The sequence below is a fragment of the Sphingomonas kyeonggiensis genome (assembly GCF_030812785.1).
GTDB classification, from domain to species: domain Bacteria; phylum Pseudomonadota; class Alphaproteobacteria; order Sphingomonadales; family Sphingomonadaceae; genus Sphingomonas; species Sphingomonas kyeonggiensis_B.
Genome location: NZ_JAUSTJ010000001.1, coordinates 703,006 through 724,280, shown reverse-complemented (window position 1 = coordinate 724,280; position 21,275 = coordinate 703,006). Strand labels below are relative to the sequence as shown.

Genomic DNA, 21,275 nt, shown 5'->3' with positions numbered 1-21,275 from the left:
GAATCCGGACTTGAGTATCCGCGGATGCTAGGCATGGAACCTGGCTCGGTTCAACGACAAAATTGCACGCCTCGCCTCCACTATTCCGCTGGCACCTCGTCGCCGCCCTCGGCTTCGCGCTCCTGGGCCTGGCGTGCCCACATCTCGGCGTAGAGACCGTCCCTGCGCAGCAATTGCGCATGGGTGCCCTGCTCGGCGACGCGGCCGCTTTCGAGGACGATGATCCGGTCGGCATGGACGACGGTGGAGAGGCGGTGGGCAATGACGATGGTGGTGCGGCCATGCTCGATCGCCTCGAGCGTCGCCTGGATGTCCGCCTCGGTCCGGCTGTCGAGCGCGCTGGTCGCTTCGTCGAGGATCAGGATCGGCGGGTTCTTGACCAAGGTGCGGGCAATGGCAACGCGCTGCTTCTCGCCGCCGGAGAGCTTGAGCCCGCGCTCACCGACGCGGGTCTCGAAACCGTCGGGCAGCGACTGGATGAAGCCGGCGATCGCGGCGCCGCGCGCCGCCGAGGCGATCTCGTCTGACGTGGCGCCTTCGCGGCCATAGGCGATGTTGTAGCCGATCGTGTCGTTGAACAGCACCGTGTCCTGCGGGACGATGCCGATGCTCCCACGCAAGCTCGACTGGGTGACGTCGCGGATGTCCTGCCCGTCGATGGTGATGCGGCCGCCGGTGACGTCGTAGAAACGATACATCAGCCGGGCGAGCGTCGACTTGCCGGCACCCGAGGGGCCGACCACCGCTACAGTGGCGCCCGCCGGAATGTCGAGATCGATGCCCTTCAATATCTCGCGGTCGGGATCATAGCCGAAATGCACGTCCTCGAAGCGGACATGGCCGCTGGCGATGGCGAGCGGCACGGCGTTCGGTGCGTCGCGGACCTCGGCATGGGCGTCGAGCAGGTCGAACATGCTCGCCATGTCGATCACGCCCTGACGGATATTGCGATAGACCCAGCCGAGCATGTCAAGCGGGCGGAAGAGCTGGGTGAGCAGCGTCGAGACCACCGCGACGTCGCCCGGCGAGAATTGGTGCCGCGCCCAGCCGTTCACCACTAGCGCCATGCCGGCGAACAGCATCATATTGGTGATGATTGCCTGGCCGATATTGAGCCAGGCGAGCGAATTCTCGCTGACCGTCGCCGCCTTGGCATAGGATGACACCGCGTTCTCGTAGCGCCGCGCCTCGCGCTCTTCGGCGTTGAAATATTTCACTGTCTCGAAGTTGAGCAGCGAATCAACCGCATGTGCAACCGCACCGGTATCGAGGTCGTTCATCCGCTCGCGCAGCTTGGAGCGCCAGTCGGTCACCCAACGCGTGAAGGCGATGTAGACGACGACCATCGCCAGCGTGCCGAGGACAAGCCAGCCGCCCCATTTGGTCCAGAACAGAGTCGTTACGATCGCCAGCTCGAGGATGGTCGGGGCGATGTTGAACAGCAGGAAATAGAGCATCGAATCGATGCTCTTGGTGCCGCGCTCGACCACCTTAGTGATCGCGCCGGTGCGTCGCTCGAGATGGAAGCGGAGCGAAAGCCGGTGGAGGTGGCGGAAGACTTCGCTCGCCAGCCGCCGCGTCGCGTCCTGGCCGACGCGTTCAAACACGACGTTGCGCAGATTCTCGAACAGCAAGGTGCCGAAGCGGCCGGCGACATAGCCACCGACCAGTGCGATCACCAGCCAGGCGAGATCGCGCGCGCCGCCGGACATCCGGTCGATCGCCGCGCCATAGGCAAAGGGTCCGGCGACCTGCACGAACTTGGAAATCACCACCAGGGTGAGCGCAATGACTATGCGCGCGCGCAGGCCGGTGGCGCCCTGGGGCCAGAGATAGGGGAGGAAACGCCGCAGCGTGGCGAGCATCGGCCGCTCGCCGGAAGGTGCATCGAGTTTGGAAGCCATCGTGGCTGAATTTGGGGCGCTCGGCGCCGGGATGCAACGGCTGGCCGTCCCGTCCGTTGTTCACCCCGGAAGGAAGGCGCGATGGACCAGGTCTTCTACGTGCTGGCGATCATGGGCTGCAGCGACGACAATCTCGACTGCCGGCAGGCGCGGATCGAGCCGGTGCGCTATACCAGCCAGGCGAGTTGCCAGGAGGCGATGGCCGAGGCGCTCCACCGGAACATGGACCTGGATTTCCCGGTGATCGCCGGCGCGTGCCAGCGCCAGACGCCGGAGATTGCCAATAGCAGCAAGGCGGATAGCCGCGGTTGAGCTAGCGCGGGCGGGTCCATAAATCCGGATCGCGCGGCATGGGAGGATAGAGATCCCTGCGGCGCAGCGCCTGCCACCAGGCGCGGCCGATCCAGCCGAGCTTCTCGAAGCCGGAGGTGGCGACGCGGTGATCCCAGGCATGCTCGCCGCGCGCCGCGACCTTCTTCGCGATCGCGCCATAGATGCCGGCAGCGGCGAGCACCGCCCAGGCCGAGCGGAACGGCAGCGCCGGCGTCCCGCGGCGGGCACTTTCGGCATAGTCGTCAGCGGCGCCGGTAAGGCGTCCGGCGAGCACGGCGAGGCGCTGGCGGAAGGGCGGCTTCATATGCTGGCCGGGCGGGATGTCCATCTCGGTCAGCCAATCGTCGGGCAGGTAGCAGCGGCCCATCCGGTCATCCGCCTCGATGTCGCGGGCGATGTTGGCGAGCTGGAAGGCGATGCCGAGATCGCAGGCCCGGTCTAGCGTCGCCTCGTCGTCGGGCGGGACGCCCATGATCACCGCCATCATGCAGCCGACGCTGCCGGCGACATGATAGCAATAACGGTAGAGATCGGCCTCGTGGCGCGGGCCCCATTCGGCGGCGTCGAGCGCGAAACCCTCCACCAGGTCCCAGACATAGCGGTGGGGCAGGTCGGTCTCGGCCACGACGATGCGCAGCGCGTCGAAGGCGGGATCGCCGACCCATTGGCCGTCGAGCGCCGCCTGGGTCAATTCGCGGATGCGCGCCAACCCTGCCTGCCTGTCGACCTCGACCGCGTCGTGGCCATGATTCTGGCCGTCCGCCAGATCGTCACAGGCGCGGCACCAGGCATAGAGTAGCCAGGCGCGCTCGCGCGTCTGGCGGTCGAACAGGCTGCTGGCGGCGCCGAAGCTGCGCGAGCCGCGTGCGATCGCTTCCCGCGCGGTCGCGACGATCGCGGCACGCGAGGGAAGCGGGGCGCTCACAGATCGTCGCGCTTCATCTGGACGATCGTCTCGATCGGCTTGGCCGCGCCCATCTTGTCGAGCAGCCCTTCGAGACTGGTGTCGACGATCAGCATGTTCTGGTGCTGCGGACGGACGAAGCCGACCCGGCCCATATGCTCCCAGAACTCGACGAGCTTGTCGTAATAGTTGGCGATGTTGAGCAGGCCGACCGGGTCCTTGTGATAGCCTAGCTGCGCCCAGCTGAGCGCTTCCCACAGCTCGTCCATCGTGCCGGTGCCGCCGGGCAGGTTGAGGAAACCGTCGGCGAGGTCGGTGAACAGCGCCTTGCGCTCGTGCATCGTGCCGACGACATGAAGCTCGCTGAGCCCGCGATGCGCGACCTCGGCGTTGACGAGCAGCTCGGGGATCACGCCGATCACTTCGCCGCCGGCCGCGAGCGCCGAGTCGGCCACCGCGCCCATCAGCCCGAGCTTGCCGCCGCCATAGACCAGGCCGATGCCGCGCTCGGCCAAAGTGCGGCCGACATGGCGCGCAGCCTCGATATAGACAGGGTCGGCCGGGCTGGCCGAACCGCAATAGACTGCGACGCGCTTCATATGCTGCTCTTCCCGATATGCGTGGTTTCGCTCGCCTTCGGCCAGAACGCCGCGGGGAGCAAGCCGCTCACTTGCCTTCTCCCAGCATCAGCGCCGCCGTCGCCTTGGCGCTGCCGATAACGCCGGGGATGCCCGCGCCCGGATGGGTGCCGGCACCGACGAAGAACAGATTGTGGATCGCATCGTCGCGATTATGGGTGCGGAACCAGGCGCTCTGGGTCAGGATCGGCTCCAGGCTGAAGGCGGAGCCCAGATGCGCGGCGAGATCGTCGCGGAAATCGGGCGGCGCATAGCTGAACCTGGTCACGATCCGGTCCTTGAGATCGGGGATCAGCCGCCGCTGTATCTCGGCCAGGATGCGCTCTTCCAATACCGGGCCGATCTCGCTCCAGTCGGCGGGGAACTTGCCGAGATGGGGCACGGGCGCGAGCGCATAGAAGGTCGAATGGCCCTCGGGCGCCATCGCCGGATCGCTCGCGCTCGGATGGTGGAGGTAGAGCGAGAAATCCTCGGCGAGAACGCCGTGATCGAAGATGTCGGCGAGCAGCCCCTGGTAGCGCGGGCCGAACAGGATCGAGTGGTGGGCGATGTCCGGAAAGGTGCCGCGCACGCCGAAATGGACGACGAACAGTGACGGCGAGAAGCGCTTGCGCTCGAGGCTCTGCGCGGCGCGCTGACTGGAGCGCGAGCCCTTGAGCAGGTCGCGATAGCTGTGGACCACGTCCGCATTGCAGGCAACGGCGTCGACCTGCAGCTCGTGCCCGCTCGCGGTGCGCACGCCGGTGACGAGGTCGCCCAGCGTGTCGATGCCCGCCACCGGGTCCCCCAGGCGGATAATGCCGCCGAGGCGCTCGAAATGACGGACCATCGCGGCGATCAGCCGGTTGGTGCCGCCCTCGGCCCACCACACGCCGCCCTGGCGCTCGAGCTGATGGATCAGCGCGTAGATCGCGCTCGCAGTCATCGGGTTTCCGCCGACCAGCAGCGTGTGGAAGGAGAAGGCCTGGCGCAGCTTCTCGTTGCGGATGAAGCTGGAGACCTTGGAATAGACCGAGCGCCAGGCGCCATATTTGGCAAGCGCGGGCGCGGCGCGAACCATCGACATGAAGTCCTGGAACGCGACGGTGCCGAGCTTCACATAGCCTTCCTCGTATACGCCGGCGGCATATTCGAGGAAACGGCCATAGCCGGCGACGTCCTGGGGCTCGAGCCGGGCGATCTCGGCGGCGAGCGCATGATCGTCGTTGGAATAGTCGAAGCGCGTGCCGTCGGGCCAGGACAGGCGGTAGAAGGGCGAGATCGGCTTGAGCGTCACATCGTCCGACATGCGGTGTCCGGAGAGCTGCCACAGCTCCTCCAGCGCCTCGGGCGCGGTGATCACGGTGGGGCCGGCATCGAAGGTGAAGCCGTCACGCTCCCAGAAATAGGCGCGACCGCCGGGCTTGTCGCGCGCCTCCAGCACCACCGTGTCGACACCCGCCGACTGCAGCCGGATGGCGAGCGCCAGCCCGCCGATCCCGGCACCCACCACTGCCGCACGCTTCACCTGGACGCCCCCAAAATTGCCGAAACCGCCTTGCCCAGCGGAACGGGCGGCTTGCCCGAAACGATCCGCAGCCGATCGAACAGCGTCGAATGCCCGGCATAGAAACGCCCGATAAGCCCCGGATCGAGCTGATAGAAACGCTGGAGGACGCGGTAGCGCTCCTCGGGTTCGGCGGCCTTGAACAACATGGCGGCGAGCATGCGGTAGAAACGGCGCCGGCGCCATGTCGATCGGGCGAAATCGTGGAGCAGGCGGTGCAGCGCCGCGCCGCTCAGGTCGCTGGCCGCGGCGACGAGGGTGGCGGTGCGCACCGCATCGGGCAGCGTGTAGCTGGTCAGCGGATGGAACAGCCCGGCGCGGCTGCCCGCCTTGGCGACCTTGTTGCCGCCCGCCTGCCAATAGTCCGTGAAGCTTCCGCCCATCACGACCGGAAGCACGCCGGATTCCTCGCGGACGACGTGATCGAGCTGCCAGTTGCGGCTTTGGGCGTACCCCCCGATACGGTTTCCGAGCGTGGCGGAATCGAGATCGGGGGTATCGCTGTAGTAAGTGTCCTCGACAAAGGCGCAGGTGGGACTGAACGGCAGCGCATAGACGAAGCGATAGCCGTCCAGCTGCTCGACGGTTGCGTCCATGATCATCGGCCGGGCGAGATCATGCGGCGCGGCGAGCTGGAGCTCGCAGCCGTGGAACTTCTGCCAGCCGCACTCGAGCGCGGCGAGGTCGGCGGGGCCGCGGCAGTCGATCACCCCCTTCGCCTCGATCCGGTCGCCATCGGCGAGGACCGCGGCGGTGGGGCTGGCGGCGAGCACCTTGCGGCGCGTCATCACCGCCTGCTCGGGCAGCTCGGCGCGGACCACCTGGTCGAGCCGGCGCGATTCGATCGAATAATAGCCCGTGCCCAGCGTGCGCGAGACCGCCGGGAAGGCGACGTCGTAGCTCCGCCAGCCATGGCCGACCAGCGGCGCGGTGAGCCAGCGGTCCGCGGGCACGACATCGCTGGCGAAGAAGGACCAGAGATGGTTGCCGCCGATCCGGCCGCCGCCCTCGACGATGCGGACATCGCAGTCCGGCCGCTTCCGGCGCAGCGCGAGCGCGATCAGCCCGCCGGCAAGGCCCCCGCCGACAATCGCCACGTCGCAGTTGATCGTTGCGGGCATGGCACAGGCCTAGCCGAGCGATTCGCCCGATTCCAACAAAAATGCCCCTCCCGCACACCATGTGGACATGGGGCGGAAGGGGCAGGCGTGGTGGGAGAGACCGTGATGCGGCCTCGCCCGGAGCCCGAGAGAGATCAGGCAGCCTTGAGCAAGGGCCATTCGGCGGCCATCGCCCGCGCCACCGCCGGGCGGGCGCGCAGCCGCTCGCGATAGGCCGCCAGCACCGGCCAGTCGGCGAGCGGCACCTTCGAGAACTCGCTCCAGTTGAGCACCGCGAGCAGATAGGCATCGGCGACGGTGAAGCGGTCGTCGAGGAAATCGCGGCCTTCGAGATGCCTGGACAGCACCGCGAACGGCTTGGCGTGGCGGGCGCGGGCGGCGGCCTGCTCGGCCTCCGAATAGCCCTTGCCGAGGATCGGCATGTACACCGCCTTGTGCAGCTCGGTGCTGATGAAGTTGAGCCAGGCGAGCATCCGGTAATGTGCGTCGGAGAAGCCGGTGAAGCTGAGCGAGCCCTCGGGCGCCAACTCGGCGATATAGGTGAGCACGGCCGGCCCTTCGGTCAGCACGAAGCCGGTGCCGGTCTCGATCGCGGGCACATAGCCCATCGGCGAGATCTCGGTGAAATCGCGACCGTCGGGCAGGCGCAGATCCTTGGGCACCTGGACGAACTCGGCATCCAGCCCGGCTTCCTCGAGCGCGATGCGCGCCGCCAGCGAGCAGGCGAAGGGGGTGAAATAGAGCTTCATGACGAGTCTCCCTTGTATTTTTGTACGATCTCGCACAAAAATGACCAGGTCAAGGAATTTAATGCGAACCGATACAAAAATAGCGCCACGCGGACGCGGCCGTCCGCGCAAGTTCGACGAGGAGGCGGCCCTGCGCGCGGCCTCCCAGCGGTTCCGCACGCTCGGCTATGCCAACACCTCGCTCGACGAGCTTGCGGCGGCTACCGGCGTGAATCGGCCGAGCCTCTATGCGGCGTTCGGGGACAAGAAGGCGCTGTACCTGGCCGGCCTGGCCCGCACCCACGAAGTGGTCGATTTGACCTTCGCGGCACTCCACGGGGTGAACTATCCGCGCGAGAAGATGCTCAAGGCGCTGTTCATCGGCGCGATCGAGGGCTTTCTGACCGGCGAACATGGCCCGTCGGGCTGCATCGCAGTGAACACCGCCGCAACCGAGGCAGTGATGGACGCCGACATCCGCACGGCGCTGGCGGCGTTCGTGGCGCTGCAGGACGGATGGATCGAGAAACTGATGGCCCAGGCCGGCAGTGCCGATCCGCGCGGCGATGCGCAGATCGCCTCTTCGGTGATCCATTCGCTGAGTACCCGTGCCCGGGCGGGCACGCCCCGCGCCGAACTGATCGCGATCGCCAAGAAAGTGACGGCATTGCTACTGACCTGATCCTTGCGCCTATCCAGCCACTGCCAGCATAAATCTTGGCTTTATTATCAATATGCAATCGAACGACTTGCACGCATCGTCCATTTCGGCGGCGAAGTCGTTTGACTCCTCTCCCCATGCGCGCAGTCTTCTTGCCTCGAAAACCCAAGGGGGAGGAACGAACATGCAGCGCATAACCTTGCCTTGCCTGGCCATGGTCGCGGCACTGGCCGCCAGTTGCACGGCGCCGGACGCCAACAAGACCGCGCCCGCGACCACGGTCAACGAGATCGTCAACGACAGCGGCAATGTGTCGGCCGCGGCGGATGTTGCCGTCACCAATGACTGCGCCAAGGTCACGACCAAGGACTGGAAGGCGTGGGTCGACACGATGCCCGGACCGGGATCGAGCCCGACACTGCACGTCACCGGACAGGCGACTACCCCGACGAGCGGATGGACGGTGGTGCTCAACCAGGGACCTCTCGACAAGGCCCTGCCCCCGACCCAGCATTTCACCCTGGTCGCGACGGCGCCGACAGGCCCGGTCCAACAGGTGATCACGACGCAGGAGGTGAAGGCGGAGATCAGGAACTCCCAGCCCAAGTACAAGGCGGTCGCGATTTCCTGCGGCGACACCGGAATCGCGACGATCCCGGTGGAGGTCGTTTCCTGAGCTAGGCGGCGTCGAGGATCGTGCGCGCCCGCGCCAGATCCTCGTCGTCGACCATCACACGGACCGGGATCAGCAGATACGAGCCATCGGCGATGCTGGTGCCGGCGTCGAAGACGAAGCTGGGGATCTCCTCATCCTCCAGCCGGCCCTGGACGATAAAGGCTTCCTGCCGGTCGAAGCGGCCGAGTTCGACAAGTGCCATCAGGGTTCCTCGCTGGGGTTGCGGACGGGGAGCCCGTCGATGCTGTGGGTGCGCACGGCATATTTGGCGAAACGTGCCTTGGCGCCGTGCTTGATATGATATTTGCTGAGCGTTTCGCGCTCCCGCTCGAACTCCATGTGCGGCACGCCCCAGCCGCAGCTGTTCTGTGCGCTTTCCACGCGGATATCGAAGATCTGGCGCGTGCCGGGCAGCAGCGTGAAATGCGCGGCGAGCCCAGCCCATTCCGGGTCCTGCGGCAGCACCGGCCGGCCCCGGCCATAGAGGCGCAGGATCAGCGCCGGGCTGTCAAAGGCGCAGAACATGATCGTGATGCGGCCATCGGCGACGAGATGGGCATGCGTCTCGTTGCCCGATCCGGCGACGTCCAGATAGGCGACGCGGTTCGGCCCGAGCACGCGGAAACAGTCCATGCCCTTGGGGCTGAGGTTCACCCGGCTTTCGGCCGCCGCCGTCGCGACGAAGAACATCGGCTGACGCGCGATGAAGGCGCGGTGGCTGTCGGTGAGCGCATCGAAGAACTCGGCCATGCCCAGCTCTAGACGATGCGCGGCTTGCGGGGAACGCCCGGCACGCATTCGAGATGTGCACGGTCCCATCCGCCGAGATCGGCGGCCGCGTCATAGGTCGCCTGGAGGAAGCCGAGCAAAGTCGCGCGTGGATCCTCGGCGGTGCGGACCGCGTCATAGTCGAGCAGCCATTCGCCGAGATTTGCGTCGAAATAGCCCGGAGCCGGCACCTTGGCGTCCGCATAGCCATCGGGCGCCGGATAGCCATAGGCATAGAAGGCCGGCCTCGGAAACGCATCGCTGCCCGGCCAGAAGCCGGCACTGGCTTCCTCATGGCTATAGGCTTCGCAAGTCACGGCATCGGGCAGGCCGGGAAAGCCGCCGGGATGTTTCGGCGCAGTACGGCCCGAGAAGCGGGTGACCGCGAGATCGAAGCTGCCCCAGAAGAAATGCACCGGGCTCGCCTTGCCGAGGAAACCGGTGCGGAACTGCTGGAAGACGCGGTCGACCCAGAGCAGCACGCGGTGGAAATCGCGCACCGCATCGGCATCCCAGGGGCGCTCGGCCACGTCATCGGCAAAGGGGATTGCGTCGGGAATCTCGCTGGGCGTGCCGTTGATCGCGACCGGCGTGCCGAGCGCGGCGAGCGCCGCCATCAGCGCGGCATGGAAATCGGCGATACTGCCCGGCACGAGCGGCAGCACCGCCTCGCCCCCGCTGTCGGTGGACAGGCGCAGCTCGCTCGCCTGCAGGTCGAGGTCGAGCTGCAGGGTGGCATCGTCGCAGGGGACCGGGCCGGTTGTGAGCCCCCAGGCCGCGGGATAGAGCACCACGTGCCAGCTATGGTTGAGCCAGGGCGTCCGGGCGAGGCGGACCTTGCCGATGATCTGGGTGACGAGGTGGAGATGCTGAGCGGTCTCGCGCCAGCGGGTCCAGTCGAGCTCGGGGAGGATCATATGGGCTCCTTGACGCGCATTACCCATGCGCATAATTCTTGCGCATGAAGCATGATGCCCTTTCCTCCGGCAAGCGCAAGGCTGTCAATCTCTCGCTCGACACCGGCGTGGTCGCCGCGGCGCGCGAGGTGGGGATCAACCTCTCGCAAATCTGCGAAGCCGCGCTGCGGGACGCGGCGAAGGCCGAGCGCAACCGGAAATGGACGGAAGAGAATCGCGAGTGGATCGACGCGCATAATCGCTGGGTCGAAGAGAACGGCTTGCCGCTCGAAAAATACCGCCAGTTCTGATGGCGCAATTCGACGTCTATCGCATGCAGGGCGGCGGCCTGGTGCTCGACGTTCAGGCTGACATCTTCGCGGAGATCGGAACGCGCCTGGTCGTACCACTGATGCGGCAGGAGGCCGCTGCTCCAACCACACCGCGCCTGCATCCCCGCTTCGATGTCGAGGGCGAGGAACTGATACTGATGACCGAACTCGCGGCGGCAATCCGGACATCGGATCTGCGCGAGTTGGTCGCATCGCTGGCGCAGCATCGCTTCAGGATCATCGGCGCGATCGACGTGTTGCTGGGCGGGGTCTGAACTGCCGTCATCCGATCGGTCCAGCGCAGCGTTCACCCCGCCCGCTCCCGCACCAGTCGGTGCCTGCGTTCGACCAGTTCGCGGACTTCGCGTTCGAATAGATCCCAGAAGTCGAGGCCGGTCGGAGTCAGGCCGCCTTGCTCGTGATCATAGTCGAGCAGATTGCCGTTCGAATCGACGCACATCAGATTGGCGTCGCCGATCCGCTTGAGGACCGGCACGGCGCGGTGCCCGCTCGCGGCCTGGAAATCGCGCGCGACCAGATCGAGCCGCATCCAGTCCTCGCTGGTGGTGAGCGGCGTGAAGCTGTGGACGCCGTAGAGGAACTGCCAGAAGGGCGCGACGTCGAGCGGTTGCGGGCGCGGCCAGACCTGTTCGGAGGCGAGCAGGATGGTACCCGGGAAGCGGCCGCTCAGATGGGCGACGATCGAATCGGGAAAGGCGACGCCGAAACGCTCGCCCAGTGCCCGCACTTCGCCCGCCAACGCCGCGCCTTCGCCGAGGGGATAGACGGTGAAGTCCCGGTCGATGTGGCGACCGAGGATTTCCATGGTGCGGTCCTCGAGCTTCCTCGCTCTCGAAAACCACCCCATTGGCCGCCTCCCCTTTTCGCGTCAGGCCGCAGTGCCGCCCACGGTCAGCCCCTCGACCAGCAGGGTCGGCTGGCCGACGCCGGCTGGGACGCTCTGTCCGCCCTTGCCGCACATGCCGACGCCTTCGTCGAGCGCGAAGTCGTTGCCGATGCCGGTGACCTTGTTCAGCACCGTGGGGCCGTCGCCGATCAAAGTCGCGCCCTTGATCGGGGCACCGAGCTTGCCGTTCTCGATCAGATAGGCCTCGGTGCAGGAGAAGACGAACTTGCCCGAGACGATGTCGACCTGGCCGCCGCCGAACGACTTGGCGAAGATGCCCTTCTTGACGCGGCTGAGCAGCTCGGCCGGATCGTCCTTGCCGCCCTTCATGAAGGTATTGGTCATGCGCGGCATCGGGGCATGCTGGAAGGATTCGCGCCGGCCGTTGCCGGTGGGCTCGACGCCCATCAGCCGAGCGTTGAGCCGGTCCTGCATATAGCCCTTGAGGATGCCGTCCTCGATCAGGATGGTCTCGCGCGTCGGCGTACCTTCGTCGTCGATCGACAGCGAGCCGCGACGGTCGAGGATCGAGCCGTCATCGACCACGGTGACGCCCGGCGCCGCGACGCGCTCGCCGATCCGCCCGGAAAAGGCCGAGGTGCCCTTGCGGTTGAAATCGCCTTCGAGGCCGTGGCCCACCGCTTCGTGGAGCAGCACGCCGGGCCAGCCGGGGCCACAGAGCACGGTCATGTCACCGGCCGGCGCATCGACGGCGTCGAGATTGACCAGCGCCTGGGCCAGCGCCTCGTCGATCGCGCGGTTCCAAGTCTCGGGCTGGAAGAGATTGTCGTAGAGGGTGCGGCCGCCCATGCCGAAGCTGCCGGTCTCGCGCCGGCCGTTCTGCTCGACGACGATCGAGACGTTGAGGCGGACGAGCGGGCGGACATCGGTGGCGATGAAGCCGTCGGGCCGGACGATCTCGACCACGCTCCACGAGCCGGTGAGCCCGACAGAGACCTGCTGGACGCGCGGATCGCGGGCGCGGGCCGCCGCATCGATCGACTGGCAGAGGTTCACCTTGTCGGCGAAGGGCACCAGGTCGAGCGGGTCCTGATGGGTGTAGAGATGGCGGTTGTTGCCCTGGGGCGGCGGGGCCTTGCCCTGCTTGGCCGGATCGATCAGCGCCATCGTCTCGGCCGCGCGGCGGATTGCGGCGGGCGAGATCTCGTTGGCATGGGCGAAGGCGGTGGTCTCGCCCGAGACGGCGCGCAGGCCGAAGCCCGACTGGGTGTCGAACGAGGCGGTCTTCAGCCGGCCATCGTCGAAGCCGAACGCCTCGGTCTTGCGATATTGCAGATAGAGTTCGCCATCCTCGGCGCTGGCCAGCGCCTCGGCGGTAAGCTTCGCGGCGGTCTCGGGATCGAGCGAGTCGCGATAGATATAGCTGCGCGGATCGGAGGGAATGCTCATCCCGCCGATATAGGCGCTTTAAATGCTGGCGCCAGCCGGGTGGTCGGGCAGCTGGCTCTGGTCGGCGCCGTCGGCCGGGCCGCCGATCAGCACGAAGCGGCGGTCGCAATAGCCGCAATCGACATAGCCATGCTCGTCGATCTGCAGGAACACGCGCGGATGGCCCAGCGCGGCGGGCAGGCCGGGGCCGGTGCCGTCACAGGCGACGCGGGCGGAGGCGGTGCGGATCAGTTCGGGCTGTTGCGCGGTCATGAGTCGCCGATAGCAAGCACTGCGAGGGCTCGCAATCGCCCGCGCGCAGCCTTATGCGGTGCGCATGACTCAGGCTGCGATCGCGATCCAGGATCTCTGCAAGACCTATCAGGGCGGCAAGCGCGCCCTGGACGGGGTGACCTTCGACGTGCCCCGGGGACAGATATTCGGGCTGCTCGGGCCGAACGGCGCGGGCAAGTCGACGCTGATCAACATCCTGGCGGGGCTGGTCAACAAGAGCGGCGGCTCGGTGTCGATCTGGGGCTTCGACGTGGACGCGCATCCGCGCAACGCCAAGGCGAGCATCGGCATCGTCAACCAGGAGATCATCTTCGATCCCTTCTTCACGCCGAAGGAGACGCTGGAGATCCAGGCCGGGCTCTACGGCGTGCCCAAGGGCAGGTTCGATGCGATGGCGCTGCTGCGCGCCGTCCATCTGGAGGACAAGGCCGACGCCTATTCGCGCACGCTGTCGGGCGGGATGAAGCGCCGGCTGATGGTCGCCAAGGCGATGGTCCATTCGCCGCCCGTCCTCGTCCTCGACGAGCCGACCGCCGGTGTCGACGTCGAGCTGCGCCAGCAGCTCTGGGCCTATGTCCGCGAGCTCAACCAGCGCGGCGTCACGGTGGTGCTGACCACCCATTATCTCGAGGAAGCCGAGCAGCTCTGCGACCGGATCGCGATCATCAACCATGGCAAGCTGATCGCCAACAAGCCGACCCGCGAGCTGGTCGGCATGGCGCAGGAGAAGGTGGTCGAGGTCACCGTCGACCGCGACGTGGCGACGCCGCCGGCCAATGCCTGTTTCCAGAAGGTGGAGATGAAGGGCGAGCGCACCCTGGTCATCACCTATCGCAAGGACCAGGCGAATGCCGGCGAAGTGCTGGGCGCGGTGCAGGGCGCGGGGCTCGGCATCGTCGACGTCTCGACCCGCGAGGCGGACCTGGAGGATGTGTTCCTGAACCTGACCCGGGCGGCGAACGGCTGAAGCTGGCCTGGCGATGATCCGCATGCTGATGCTCGCCCTGGCGCTGCCGGTCTCGGCGTCCTCATGGGCCGCGCCGCGGCGGGACGCGGTGCTTCTGCGCGAGTTCGTCTATCAGCAAGCGCCCTATCCCCAGAGCCATGCCTCGACGATCGTCCAGACCCGTAACGGCGCACTTGCCGCGGCCTGGTTCGGCGGCACGCACGAGCGCAGTCCCGATGTGGAGATCTGGTTCGCGCGACGCGACGCAAAGGGCTGGGAGACGCCAAGGTCTGTCGCCAACGGCATCCAGCCCGACGGCACCCGCTTGCCCACCTGGAATCCGGTGCTGTTCCAGGATCCGGCCGGGCCGCTGCACCTCTACTACAAGCTCGGCCCGAGCCCGCAGAGCTGGTGGGGCATGGTTGTCACCTCCCCCGATGGCGGGCGCAGCTGGAGCAAGCCGCAGCGGCTGCCGGAGGGCATGCTCGGCCCGATCAAGAACAAGCCGGTGGTGCTGCGCAGTGGCGCGTGGCTCGCGCCGTCGAGCACCGAGAATGGCTCGACCTGGGAATGGAAGCTGCATTTCGAGCGCAGCGAGGATAGCGGCCGGAGCTGGACCCAAACGGCGCCGGTACCCGTCGATCCCGAGGCGCGCTTCGATGCCATCCAGCCGAGCATCCTGTTCCTGCCTGGCGGCAAGCTGGAGGCGATCGCCCGTTCGCGCCAGGGCGTGCTGGTCGCTGCCCAGTCCGCCGATGAAGGGAAGAGCTGGGGAAAGCTGTTCGCGGTCGATCTGCCCAACCCCAATTCGGGCACCGATGCAGTAACGCTGAAGGACGGGCGCCAGCTGATCGTCTACAACCATGCCGCGCAGCAGCCCGACACGCCCGGCAAGGGCAGACGCTATCCGCTCAACATCGCGATCTCGCGCGACGGGGTGCACTGGCGCCCGGCATTGACGCTGGAGACTGAGCCCCTGCCCGAAGGCTATGCCTATCCGGCGGTGATCCAGTCGGCGGACGGGCTGGTGCACATCACCTATACCTGGAACCGGCAGCGGATCCGCCACGTCGTGGTCGATCCGGCGCGCCTGGCAGGCTAGAGTCAGCGCCGCCGGTATTTGGCGAAGAAGGCCCACATCGCATCATTGTCCGCGACCCAGACATGGCCCGCGCCACGCGTGATCCGGCCGATCACCTCCGCTTCCTCGCGGCAGGCGGCATAGCGGACCTCATAGCGCTTCTCATCAATGTCGCGCTGCGCCGGGCCGGTGCGGCAGGCATCGAGATCGGACCAGCGGCCGAGCGCCGTCGCCATCGTATATTGCCAATAGCCGGCACCGCCGCCCTGGATCGGGTTGGTCTTGTCCGCATCGCCGGCAAAGGCGATCACCGGCATGGGCTTGGAAGGCTGGCAGGTGGCGGGATCGGGAACGCGCCTGTCGGTCGCCAGCGGGTTGCCGGCGCGCAGGCCGACCACCGGGGCAATCGCGGCGAAGCGATCGGCGGCGACACAGCCGAGCCAGCTGCTCATCCGCCCGCCGCCCGACAGGCCGGTGGCGTAGACCCGAGTCCGGTCGATGCAGCGGTTCGCCGCCAGCCAGTCGATCGCGCCCTTGAGGAAGGTGACGTCGTCGGCGTCCTCTGCGCCGGGCATCTTGCCGGTGACACTGGGTACACCGGGAATGTTCCAGACGAACCCCTTCTCCACCGGGATGCCGGCATTGGGGGCGAGGACGATGAAGCCGTGCGCGTCGGCGGCGGTGGCAAGCTTCGAGCTCTCCAGCATCGCCTTGCCGGTGCCGCCGCTGCCATGGAGCAGCATCACCAGCGGCGCCGGCCGCGCGCGCGAAAAGCCGCTGGGCAGATGGAGCATCGCCGAGCGCCCGGTATCGCCGATGGCGACCCGCACGGTGGCGCCGGGCGTGCCCAGAGTGCAGCCGGCGGCGGCAGCGGGTGCGGCCCATAGCGCAGCGATCAGGCCCGCCATCAAACCCAGGCTTTGTCGACGCATATCTCTCTCCCGTTGCCAGCACCCCCGCCTAGCGCCTAGTCCGGGCGCGAACCAGCGGAAGAAAAATGGCGCAAGACCCCCATAGCAGCGACGTCCTGGTGATCGGCTCCGGCGCGGCCGGGCTGACCGCGGCACTCAACCTCGCCCAGCATTTCAAGGTGACCGTGCTTGCCAAGGGTGGGTTCGCCGAGGGCTCCACCGCCTGGGCGCAGGGCGGCATCGCCGCGGTGCTCGAGCCAGGCGACACGTTCGAGAGCCATATCGAGGACACGATGATCGCCGGCGCCGGGCTGAACGACCGCGCGACGGTGGAGATGGTGGTCGAGAACGCGCCCGCGGCGATCCGGCGGCTGGCCGAGATCGGGGTACCGTTCAACACCGAGGGCGGTGCGCTGCACCTGACCCGCGAGGGCGGGCACAGCCATCGCCGCATCGTCCATGTCGACGACGCCACCGGACTCGCGGTGCAGACCGCCCTGCTCAAGGCGGCGCAGGCCAATCCGAACATCACCCTGGTGCCCGACCAGGTGGTGATCGACCTGGCGACCAGCCGGCATGAAGAGCGCTATTCGGGCGCAGGCAATGTCTGGGGCGTCTATGCCTTCAACCGGCGGACCAACCGGGTGGAGCTGTTCACCGCCCGCGCCACGGTGCTGGCGACCGGCGGCGCGGGGCGGACCTATCTGTTCTCCACTGCGCCCAGGGGCGCGACCGGAGACGGCATCGCCATGGCGTGGCGTGCGGGATGCCGCATCTCGAACATGGAGATGATGCAGTTCCACCCGACCTGCCTCTACAATCTCGAAGTCAAGAACTTCCTGATCACCGAGGCCGTGCGCGGCGAAGGTGGGCGGCTGCTCCTGCCCCCCGATGCCGGCGACGAGGCGAGCAAGCGCTTCATGCCCGATCTCGATCCGCGCGCCGAGCTTGCGCCGCGCGACATCGTCGCCCGCGCGATCGACCATGAGATCAAGCGGCTCGGCCTCGACTATGTCCATCTCGACATCAGCCATATGGGCGCGGAGTTCGTGAAGCATCACTTCCCGACCATCCATGCCCGGCTGCTCGACCTCGACATCGACATGACCAGGGAGCCGATCCCGGTCGTCCCGGCCCAGCATTACACCTGTGGCGGCGTGGTGATCGATCGCGACGGGCGCACCGACCTGCCCAATCTCTATGCGGCGGGCGAGGTCAGCCAGTCGGGGCTGCACGGCGCCAACCGCCTCGCCTCCAACTCGCTGCTCGAATGCTTCGTGTTCGGCGAGGCGGTGGCCAGTCACATCGCCGCGCATTGGGGCGATCTCGCCCCGCCCCCGGCGATCCGCCCATGGGACGAGAGCCGCGTCACCGATTCCGACGAGGAAGTGGTGATCAAGCAGAACTGGACCGAGATCCGCCGCTTCATGTGGAACTATGTCGGCATCGTGCGGACGACCAAGCGGCTCGAGCGCGCGGCACACCGGATCAAGATGCTGCGCGAGGAAGTGGCGGACTATTACGGCCATTTCCGCGTGACGCCCGACCTGATCGAGCTGCGCAACCTGCTGGAGAGCGCCGACCTGATCGTCCGATCGGCGCTGCATCGCAAGGAGAGCCGCGGGCTGCACTATAATCTCGACTATCCCGAGACGCTGCCCGAGGCGATCGACACGGTGCTGGTGCCCTGACCGCCAAACGGATCTTCTGGGGTGTACTCCTGCTGGCGGCTATACTGCGCGCCGCCGCCTCGATTCCGTTCATGGTCAACTGGTTCGACGAGATCTGGCAATATCTCGAGCCTGCCTGGCACCTTGTCGCCGGACCTTGGGTTCAGACCTGGGACTTTCGTGCCGGCCTTCGCAGCTGGCTGATCCCCGAGCTGCTCGCTTTGCCGATGGGGCTGGGGCACGCGCTTTCGCCCGATACGACGCTGCATCTGCTCTTCGTCCGCCTGACGCTGGCGGCGCTGTCGCTGGTGATCGTCGGCAGCGCGGTGTCGCTGGGGCTCCGGCTATCGCGGCTGCACGGGATCGTGGCGGGCTTCGTGGCGGCGACCTGGTTCGAGCTGGTCTATTTCGCGCCCCGTGCCCTGTCCGAGCCGATCGGGCTGGCGCTGCTGATGGGCGCAATCTGGCTGCTGCTCGCCCGCCGTACGCCCGGACCACGCCAGTTCGCGGTCGCAGGGCTGCTGATGGGACTCTGCTTCGTCGCCCGCATCCAATATGCACCGGCGCTGCTGACCCTGGCGATCCTGACGGCGCGGAAGGACTGGCGCGGCGCCTGGCTGCCGATGGTCGCGGGCGGCTGCGGTGCGCTTGCGATCGATGCGCTGGCCAATCTGGCCATGGGCGCGGTGCCCTTCCGCTGGATGATCGAGGCGGCGCGGATCAACCTGATCGAGGGCCGCGCCAACGAGTATGGCACGATGCCTGTCACGGGCTATGTCTCGCTGCTTGCCGCCAACTGGAACCTGGCGATCGTGCCGATCCTGATGCTCGCCTGGCTGGGCGCGAAGCGCTACCCGGCGCTGCTCTGGGTGGCGCTGGTCCATCTCGCCTTCCATTCGCTGATCGCGCACAAGGAATATCGCTTCGTGCTGGCGAGCAGCGCGCTGCTGGTGATCCTTGCCGCGATCGGCAGCGCCGAGCTGCTGCGTCGCCTGCCCCGTCACCGGCTGGTGCCGGCGACAGCGGGTGCGCTGGCGCTGTGGAGCTTGGCCTCCGCGGGACTGGCCATGGGGTATTTCCGTCCGAACTGGACCTTGGAGGCCGATCTCGCCGCCGCACTCGAACGGGCGGGCCGCCCGCCGCAGACCTGTGGCCTGGCGCTCTATCGCCCGCGCGAGACCGTGCCCGGCGCCTATGCCCTGTATCGCCGCGCCACGCCGATCTACCGGATCGAAACACCGGGCGAGGCTGCGCGCCACGCCGGGGCCTTCGACGTCGTGGTCACGGCGCGCGCGCACCTCGCCGAGCTGCCCAGCCAGTATCGGCTGGAGTTCTGCGCGGCGCCCGGGATCACCGATGCGCCCGGCTGCGTGCTGCGCCGGACGGGCAGCTGCATGGCCGATCCGGCAATCCCGACGCTCAACGCCTGGTTGCGTGCCACCAACAACTGAAACCTCAGGATTTTCCCAGCGTTTCCCTCAAAAATAGCGGTGCGTTTCCGCTGCATTCACGCTTCACCGCTACAAGATTAGCATTCGTCGCAACCCGGCGTTGCGCGGACTTTCCCGCGAAACACATCCGCCGCATGGTTTCCGGCGGGGCAAGGGGTCGTATTAAAGTGTTCAAGTTTGAGGACTTCTCGGCGTTTCAACGGGCAGTGACGGTAGCCGGGCTTGGGCCCGCGATGCTGGTCGGCTGCACCGTGCACGGCGATCCGTCGCTCGCCACCTATATGCCCGCCACGTACGGCGTGAGCTTTGCCTTCCCCTGGGATGGCGGTGCCAAGCCGAGCGCCAATGCCTGGAAGCCGACTGCGCGCGCGCCGCACGGACTGGTCAACGCGATCGACGGCATCACCCGCAATTTCGACGGGCTGGTCGGCGTGGCGGTGACCAGCGTGCAGGACGGCTGGATCGTCACATCGAACGACGCCGCGCGGCCGATGCCGCAGCAGAGCGTCTCCAAGCTGTGGGTGACGATGACCGTGCTCGACGCGGTCGACCAGGGCAAGATCCGCCTCGACGATCCGCTCACCATCACCCGCGCCGATTTCACCCTGTTCCACCAGCCGGTCGCCGCGCTCGTGAAGGGCGATGCCGGCTACACGGCCACCGTCGGCGAGATCGTCCGCCGCGCGATGCAGATGAGCGACAACACCTGCAACGACAAACTGCTGCGGCTGGTCGGCGGGCCCGACGCGATCCGTTCCTTCCTCGCGCGCAAGGGGATCACCGGCGTGCGCTTCGGTCCGGGCGAGAAGCTGCTCCAGGCCGGCACTGCGGGGCTGGCGTGGAAGCCCGAATATTCGATGGGCAACGCCTTTGCGGTCGCGCGCTCGCGCCTGTCGCCCGCCGTGCGGCTGTCGGCATACGAAGCCTATGTAAAGGATCCGCCCGATGGCGCCGCCGCCGGCGCGATCTCGGTGGCGCTTGCCCGGCTGAAGCGGGGTGAGCTACTCTCGCCGAGCTCGACCGCCTGGCTGCTCCAGACGATGGACGGCGCCAGGACCGGCCGCGCCCGCGTGCACGGCGCGGTGCCGGCTGGCTGGGTCTATGGCCACAAGACGGGCACCGGCCAGGATCTGGGCGCGCGCACCGCCGGCTTCAACGATGTCGGCATCCTGACCGCGCCCGACGGCAAATCCTATGCGCTCGCCGTGATGATCGGCGACACCCGCCGCCCGATCCGCGAGCGCCAGCTGCTGATGCAGGCGGTGGCGCAGGCGATCGTCGCCAATCACGGCGCCGGTCTGCCCGCTGAGGACAATGCCGATCCGGCCTGGAAGGCCTTCACCAGCAGCAAGTAAGTTCGGAAGCAAAAGCCGGAAGGCGTGCGGCAACGCCGCGCGCTAGTCCGCCGCCATGCTCGACCGATATGACTGGACCGCGATCACCGCGGCACTCGACACGCAGGGCTGGGCGGTGCTGCCCGGCCTGCTCTCCCCCGACCAGTGCGATGCGACCGCCGCGCGCTATGACGAGGAGGCGGGATTCCGCAGCCGGGTGGTGATGGCGCGGCACGGCTTCGGCCGCGGCGAATATCGCTATTTCGCCTATCCGCTGCCCGACATGGTCGCGGCGCTGCGGACCGGGCTCTACCCGCCGCTCGCCGCCATCGCCAATCTCTGGCACCACCGCATGGGGCTCGCCCACCGTTTCCCGCCGGCGCATGCCGACTTCCTCGTCCGCTGCCACGACGCAGGGCAGTTGCGCCCCACCCCGCTGCTGCTCCGCTACGGGCAGGGCGACTATAACTGCCTGCATCAGGACCTGTATGGCGAGCATGTCTTCCCGCTCCAGCTCGCCGTGCTGCTCTCCGCGCCGGGCCGCGACTTCACCGGCGGCGAGTTCGTGCTGACCGAGCAGCGCCCGCGCATGCAGTCGCGTGCTTCGGTGGTGCCGCTCGCGCAGGGCGATGCGGTGATCTTCGCGGTGAACCAGCGGCCGGTGCGCGGCAGCCGCGGCGATTACCGGGTGACGCTACGTCATGGCGTCAGCGAACTGCGCTCGGGGCAGCGCCATACGCTCGGAATCATCTTTCACGACGCAAAGTGAAACAAAGCGGGCTTTG

General features: G+C 67.4%; 24 protein-coding genes. 11 read left to right on the top strand and 13 right to left on the bottom strand.

Going from position 1 to position 21,275, the window contains the following annotated elements; translation table 11 throughout:
• Positions 1-80 precede the first annotated feature (80 nt).
• Positions 81-1,904, bottom strand: a complete 1,824-nt coding sequence (locus J2W22_RS03585; protein WP_307116887.1) for an ABCB family ABC transporter ATP-binding protein/permease — start codon at positions 1,902-1,904, stop codon at positions 81-83.
• An 81-nt stretch (positions 1,905-1,985) separates the two neighbouring features.
• Here J2W22_RS03585 and J2W22_RS03580 point away from each other — a divergent pair, with 81 nt between their 5' ends.
• Positions 1,986-2,216 carry a hypothetical protein gene (locus J2W22_RS03580; protein ID WP_307116886.1) on the top strand — a complete coding sequence of 77 codons (231 nt, stop codon included), beginning with the start codon at positions 1,986-1,988 and terminating at the stop codon, positions 2,214-2,216.
• Position 2,217: 1 nt separating this feature from the next.
• On the opposite strand, the gene J2W22_RS03575 is transcribed toward J2W22_RS03580, so the two are convergent.
• The 5 genes from J2W22_RS03575 to J2W22_RS03555 all read right to left on the bottom strand — a co-directional run bounded on the left by J2W22_RS03575 (position 2,218) and on the right by J2W22_RS03555 (position 7,195).
• The gene (locus J2W22_RS03575) at positions 2,218-3,162 is read right to left on the bottom strand and encodes a phytoene/squalene synthase family protein (protein ID WP_307116885.1); all 945 of its coding nucleotides are present in this window, start codon (positions 3,160-3,162) and stop codon (positions 2,218-2,220) included.
• Positions 3,159-3,740, bottom strand: a complete 582-nt coding sequence (locus tag J2W22_RS03570; RefSeq protein ID WP_307116884.1) for an LOG family protein — start codon at positions 3,738-3,740, stop codon at positions 3,159-3,161. Before J2W22_RS03570 ends, J2W22_RS03575 begins: the two co-directional genes overlap by 4 nt.
• Before the next feature lie 67 nt (positions 3,741-3,807).
• A complete protein-coding gene (locus J2W22_RS03565) occupies positions 3,808-5,286 on the bottom strand; it encodes a phytoene desaturase (RefSeq protein ID WP_307116883.1) in 1,479 nt (492 codons plus the stop codon).
• Complete coding sequence (crtY, locus tag J2W22_RS03560) at positions 5,283-6,446, bottom strand: lycopene beta-cyclase CrtY (RefSeq protein WP_307116882.1); 1,164 nt, start codon at positions 6,444-6,446, stop codon at positions 5,283-5,285. The genes J2W22_RS03565 and crtY overlap by 4 nt, the downstream gene beginning before the upstream one ends.
• 134 nt (positions 6,447-6,580) lie before the next feature.
• Positions 6,581-7,195: a glutathione binding-like protein gene (locus tag J2W22_RS03555; protein WP_307116881.1), complete on the bottom strand. Its 615-nt coding sequence runs from the start codon at positions 7,193-7,195 to the stop codon at positions 6,581-6,583.
• Positions 7,196-7,256: 61 nt separating this feature from the next.
• Between J2W22_RS03555 and J2W22_RS03550 the strand changes: the two genes are divergently transcribed.
• Together J2W22_RS03550 and J2W22_RS03545 are read left to right on the top strand one after the other, a co-directional pair.
• A complete protein-coding gene (locus J2W22_RS03550) occupies positions 7,257-7,856 on the top strand; it encodes a TetR/AcrR family transcriptional regulator (RefSeq protein ID WP_307116880.1) in 600 nt (199 codons plus the stop codon).
• A 163-nt stretch (positions 7,857-8,019) separates the two neighbouring features.
• The gene (locus J2W22_RS03545; RefSeq protein ID WP_307116879.1) at positions 8,020-8,511 is read left to right on the top strand and encodes a hypothetical protein; all 492 of its coding nucleotides are present in this window, start codon (positions 8,020-8,022) and stop codon (positions 8,509-8,511) included.
• A 1-nt stretch (position 8,512) separates the two neighbouring features.
• Here J2W22_RS03545 and J2W22_RS03540 read toward each other — a convergent pair whose 3' ends face one another.
• The 3 genes from J2W22_RS03540 to J2W22_RS03530 are packed head-to-tail and all read right to left on the bottom strand — an operon-like array spanning position 8,513 to position 10,196.
• Entirely contained in the window at positions 8,513-8,713 is a 201-nt protein-coding gene (locus J2W22_RS03540) for a putative signal transducing protein (RefSeq protein WP_307116878.1), read from the bottom strand.
• The gene (locus tag J2W22_RS03535; RefSeq protein ID WP_307116877.1) at positions 8,713-9,261 is read right to left on the bottom strand and encodes a pyridoxamine 5'-phosphate oxidase family protein; all 549 of its coding nucleotides are present in this window, start codon (positions 9,259-9,261) and stop codon (positions 8,713-8,715) included. Before J2W22_RS03535 ends, J2W22_RS03540 begins: the two co-directional genes overlap by 1 nt.
• A gap of 8 nt (positions 9,262-9,269) precedes the next feature.
• The gene (locus J2W22_RS03530; protein WP_307116876.1) at positions 9,270-10,196 is read right to left on the bottom strand and encodes a DUF5996 family protein; all 927 of its coding nucleotides are present in this window, start codon (positions 10,194-10,196) and stop codon (positions 9,270-9,272) included.
• A gap of 44 nt (positions 10,197-10,240) precedes the next feature.
• On the opposite strand from J2W22_RS03530, the gene J2W22_RS03525 reads away from it, so the two are divergent.
• Together J2W22_RS03525 and J2W22_RS03520 are read left to right on the top strand one after the other, a co-directional pair.
• Entirely contained in the window at positions 10,241-10,486 is a 246-nt protein-coding gene (locus J2W22_RS03525) for a type II toxin-antitoxin system CcdA family antitoxin (protein ID WP_307116875.1), read from the top strand.
• On the top strand, positions 10,486-10,782 hold the full coding sequence (locus J2W22_RS03520; RefSeq protein ID WP_307116874.1) for a CcdB family protein: 297 nt from the start codon (positions 10,486-10,488) through the stop codon (positions 10,780-10,782). The genes J2W22_RS03525 and J2W22_RS03520 overlap by 1 nt, the downstream gene beginning before the upstream one ends.
• 32 nt (positions 10,783-10,814) lie before the next feature.
• On the opposite strand, the gene J2W22_RS03515 is transcribed toward J2W22_RS03520, so the two are convergent.
• The 3 genes from J2W22_RS03515 to J2W22_RS03505 form a co-directional block, all read right to left on the bottom strand.
• Complete coding sequence (locus J2W22_RS03515; protein WP_307116873.1) at positions 10,815-11,333, bottom strand: hypothetical protein; 519 nt, start codon at positions 11,331-11,333, stop codon at positions 10,815-10,817.
• Between the two features lie 63 nt (positions 11,334-11,396).
• Positions 11,397-12,824, bottom strand: a complete 1,428-nt coding sequence (tldD, locus tag J2W22_RS03510) for a metalloprotease TldD (RefSeq protein WP_307116872.1) — start codon at positions 12,822-12,824, stop codon at positions 11,397-11,399.
• An 18-nt stretch (positions 12,825-12,842) separates the two neighbouring features.
• Complete coding sequence (locus J2W22_RS03505; RefSeq protein ID WP_307116871.1) at positions 12,843-13,076, bottom strand: zinc-finger domain-containing protein; 234 nt, start codon at positions 13,074-13,076, stop codon at positions 12,843-12,845.
• 64 nt (positions 13,077-13,140) lie between these two features.
• Here J2W22_RS03505 and J2W22_RS03500 point away from each other — a divergent pair, with 64 nt between their 5' ends.
• Complete coding sequence (locus J2W22_RS03500) at positions 13,141-14,064, top strand: ABC transporter ATP-binding protein (RefSeq protein WP_307116870.1); 924 nt, start codon at positions 13,141-13,143, stop codon at positions 14,062-14,064.
• 13 nt (positions 14,065-14,077) lie between these two features.
• The gene (locus tag J2W22_RS03495) at positions 14,078-15,145 is read left to right on the top strand and encodes a sialidase family protein (RefSeq protein ID WP_307116869.1); all 1,068 of its coding nucleotides are present in this window, start codon (positions 14,078-14,080) and stop codon (positions 15,143-15,145) included.
• A 2-nt stretch (positions 15,146-15,147) separates the two neighbouring features.
• Here J2W22_RS03495 and J2W22_RS03490 read toward each other — a convergent pair whose 3' ends face one another.
• Positions 15,148-16,056, bottom strand: a complete 909-nt coding sequence (locus J2W22_RS03490; protein WP_307116868.1) for an alpha/beta hydrolase family esterase — start codon at positions 16,054-16,056, stop codon at positions 15,148-15,150.
• Positions 16,057-16,121: 65 nt separating this feature from the next.
• On the opposite strand from J2W22_RS03490, the gene nadB reads away from it, so the two are divergent.
• The 4 genes from nadB to J2W22_RS03470 all read left to right on the top strand — a co-directional run bounded on the left by nadB (position 16,122) and on the right by J2W22_RS03470 (position 21,259).
• Positions 16,122-17,726 carry an L-aspartate oxidase gene (gene nadB, locus J2W22_RS03485; protein ID WP_307116867.1) on the top strand — a complete coding sequence of 535 codons (1,605 nt, stop codon included), beginning with the start codon at positions 16,122-16,124 and terminating at the stop codon, positions 17,724-17,726.
• Positions 17,723-19,156, top strand: a complete 1,434-nt coding sequence (locus J2W22_RS03480; RefSeq protein ID WP_307117983.1) for a hypothetical protein — start codon at positions 17,723-17,725, stop codon at positions 19,154-19,156. Before nadB ends, J2W22_RS03480 begins: the two co-directional genes overlap by 4 nt.
• A gap of 167 nt (positions 19,157-19,323) precedes the next feature.
• On the top strand, positions 19,324-20,511 hold the full coding sequence (locus tag J2W22_RS03475) for a serine hydrolase (RefSeq protein ID WP_307116866.1): 1,188 nt from the start codon (positions 19,324-19,326) through the stop codon (positions 20,509-20,511).
• A gap of 55 nt (positions 20,512-20,566) precedes the next feature.
• The gene (locus J2W22_RS03470; RefSeq protein WP_307116865.1) at positions 20,567-21,259 is read left to right on the top strand and encodes a 2OG-Fe(II) oxygenase; all 693 of its coding nucleotides are present in this window, start codon (positions 20,567-20,569) and stop codon (positions 21,257-21,259) included.
• Positions 21,260-21,275 lie beyond the last annotated feature (16 nt).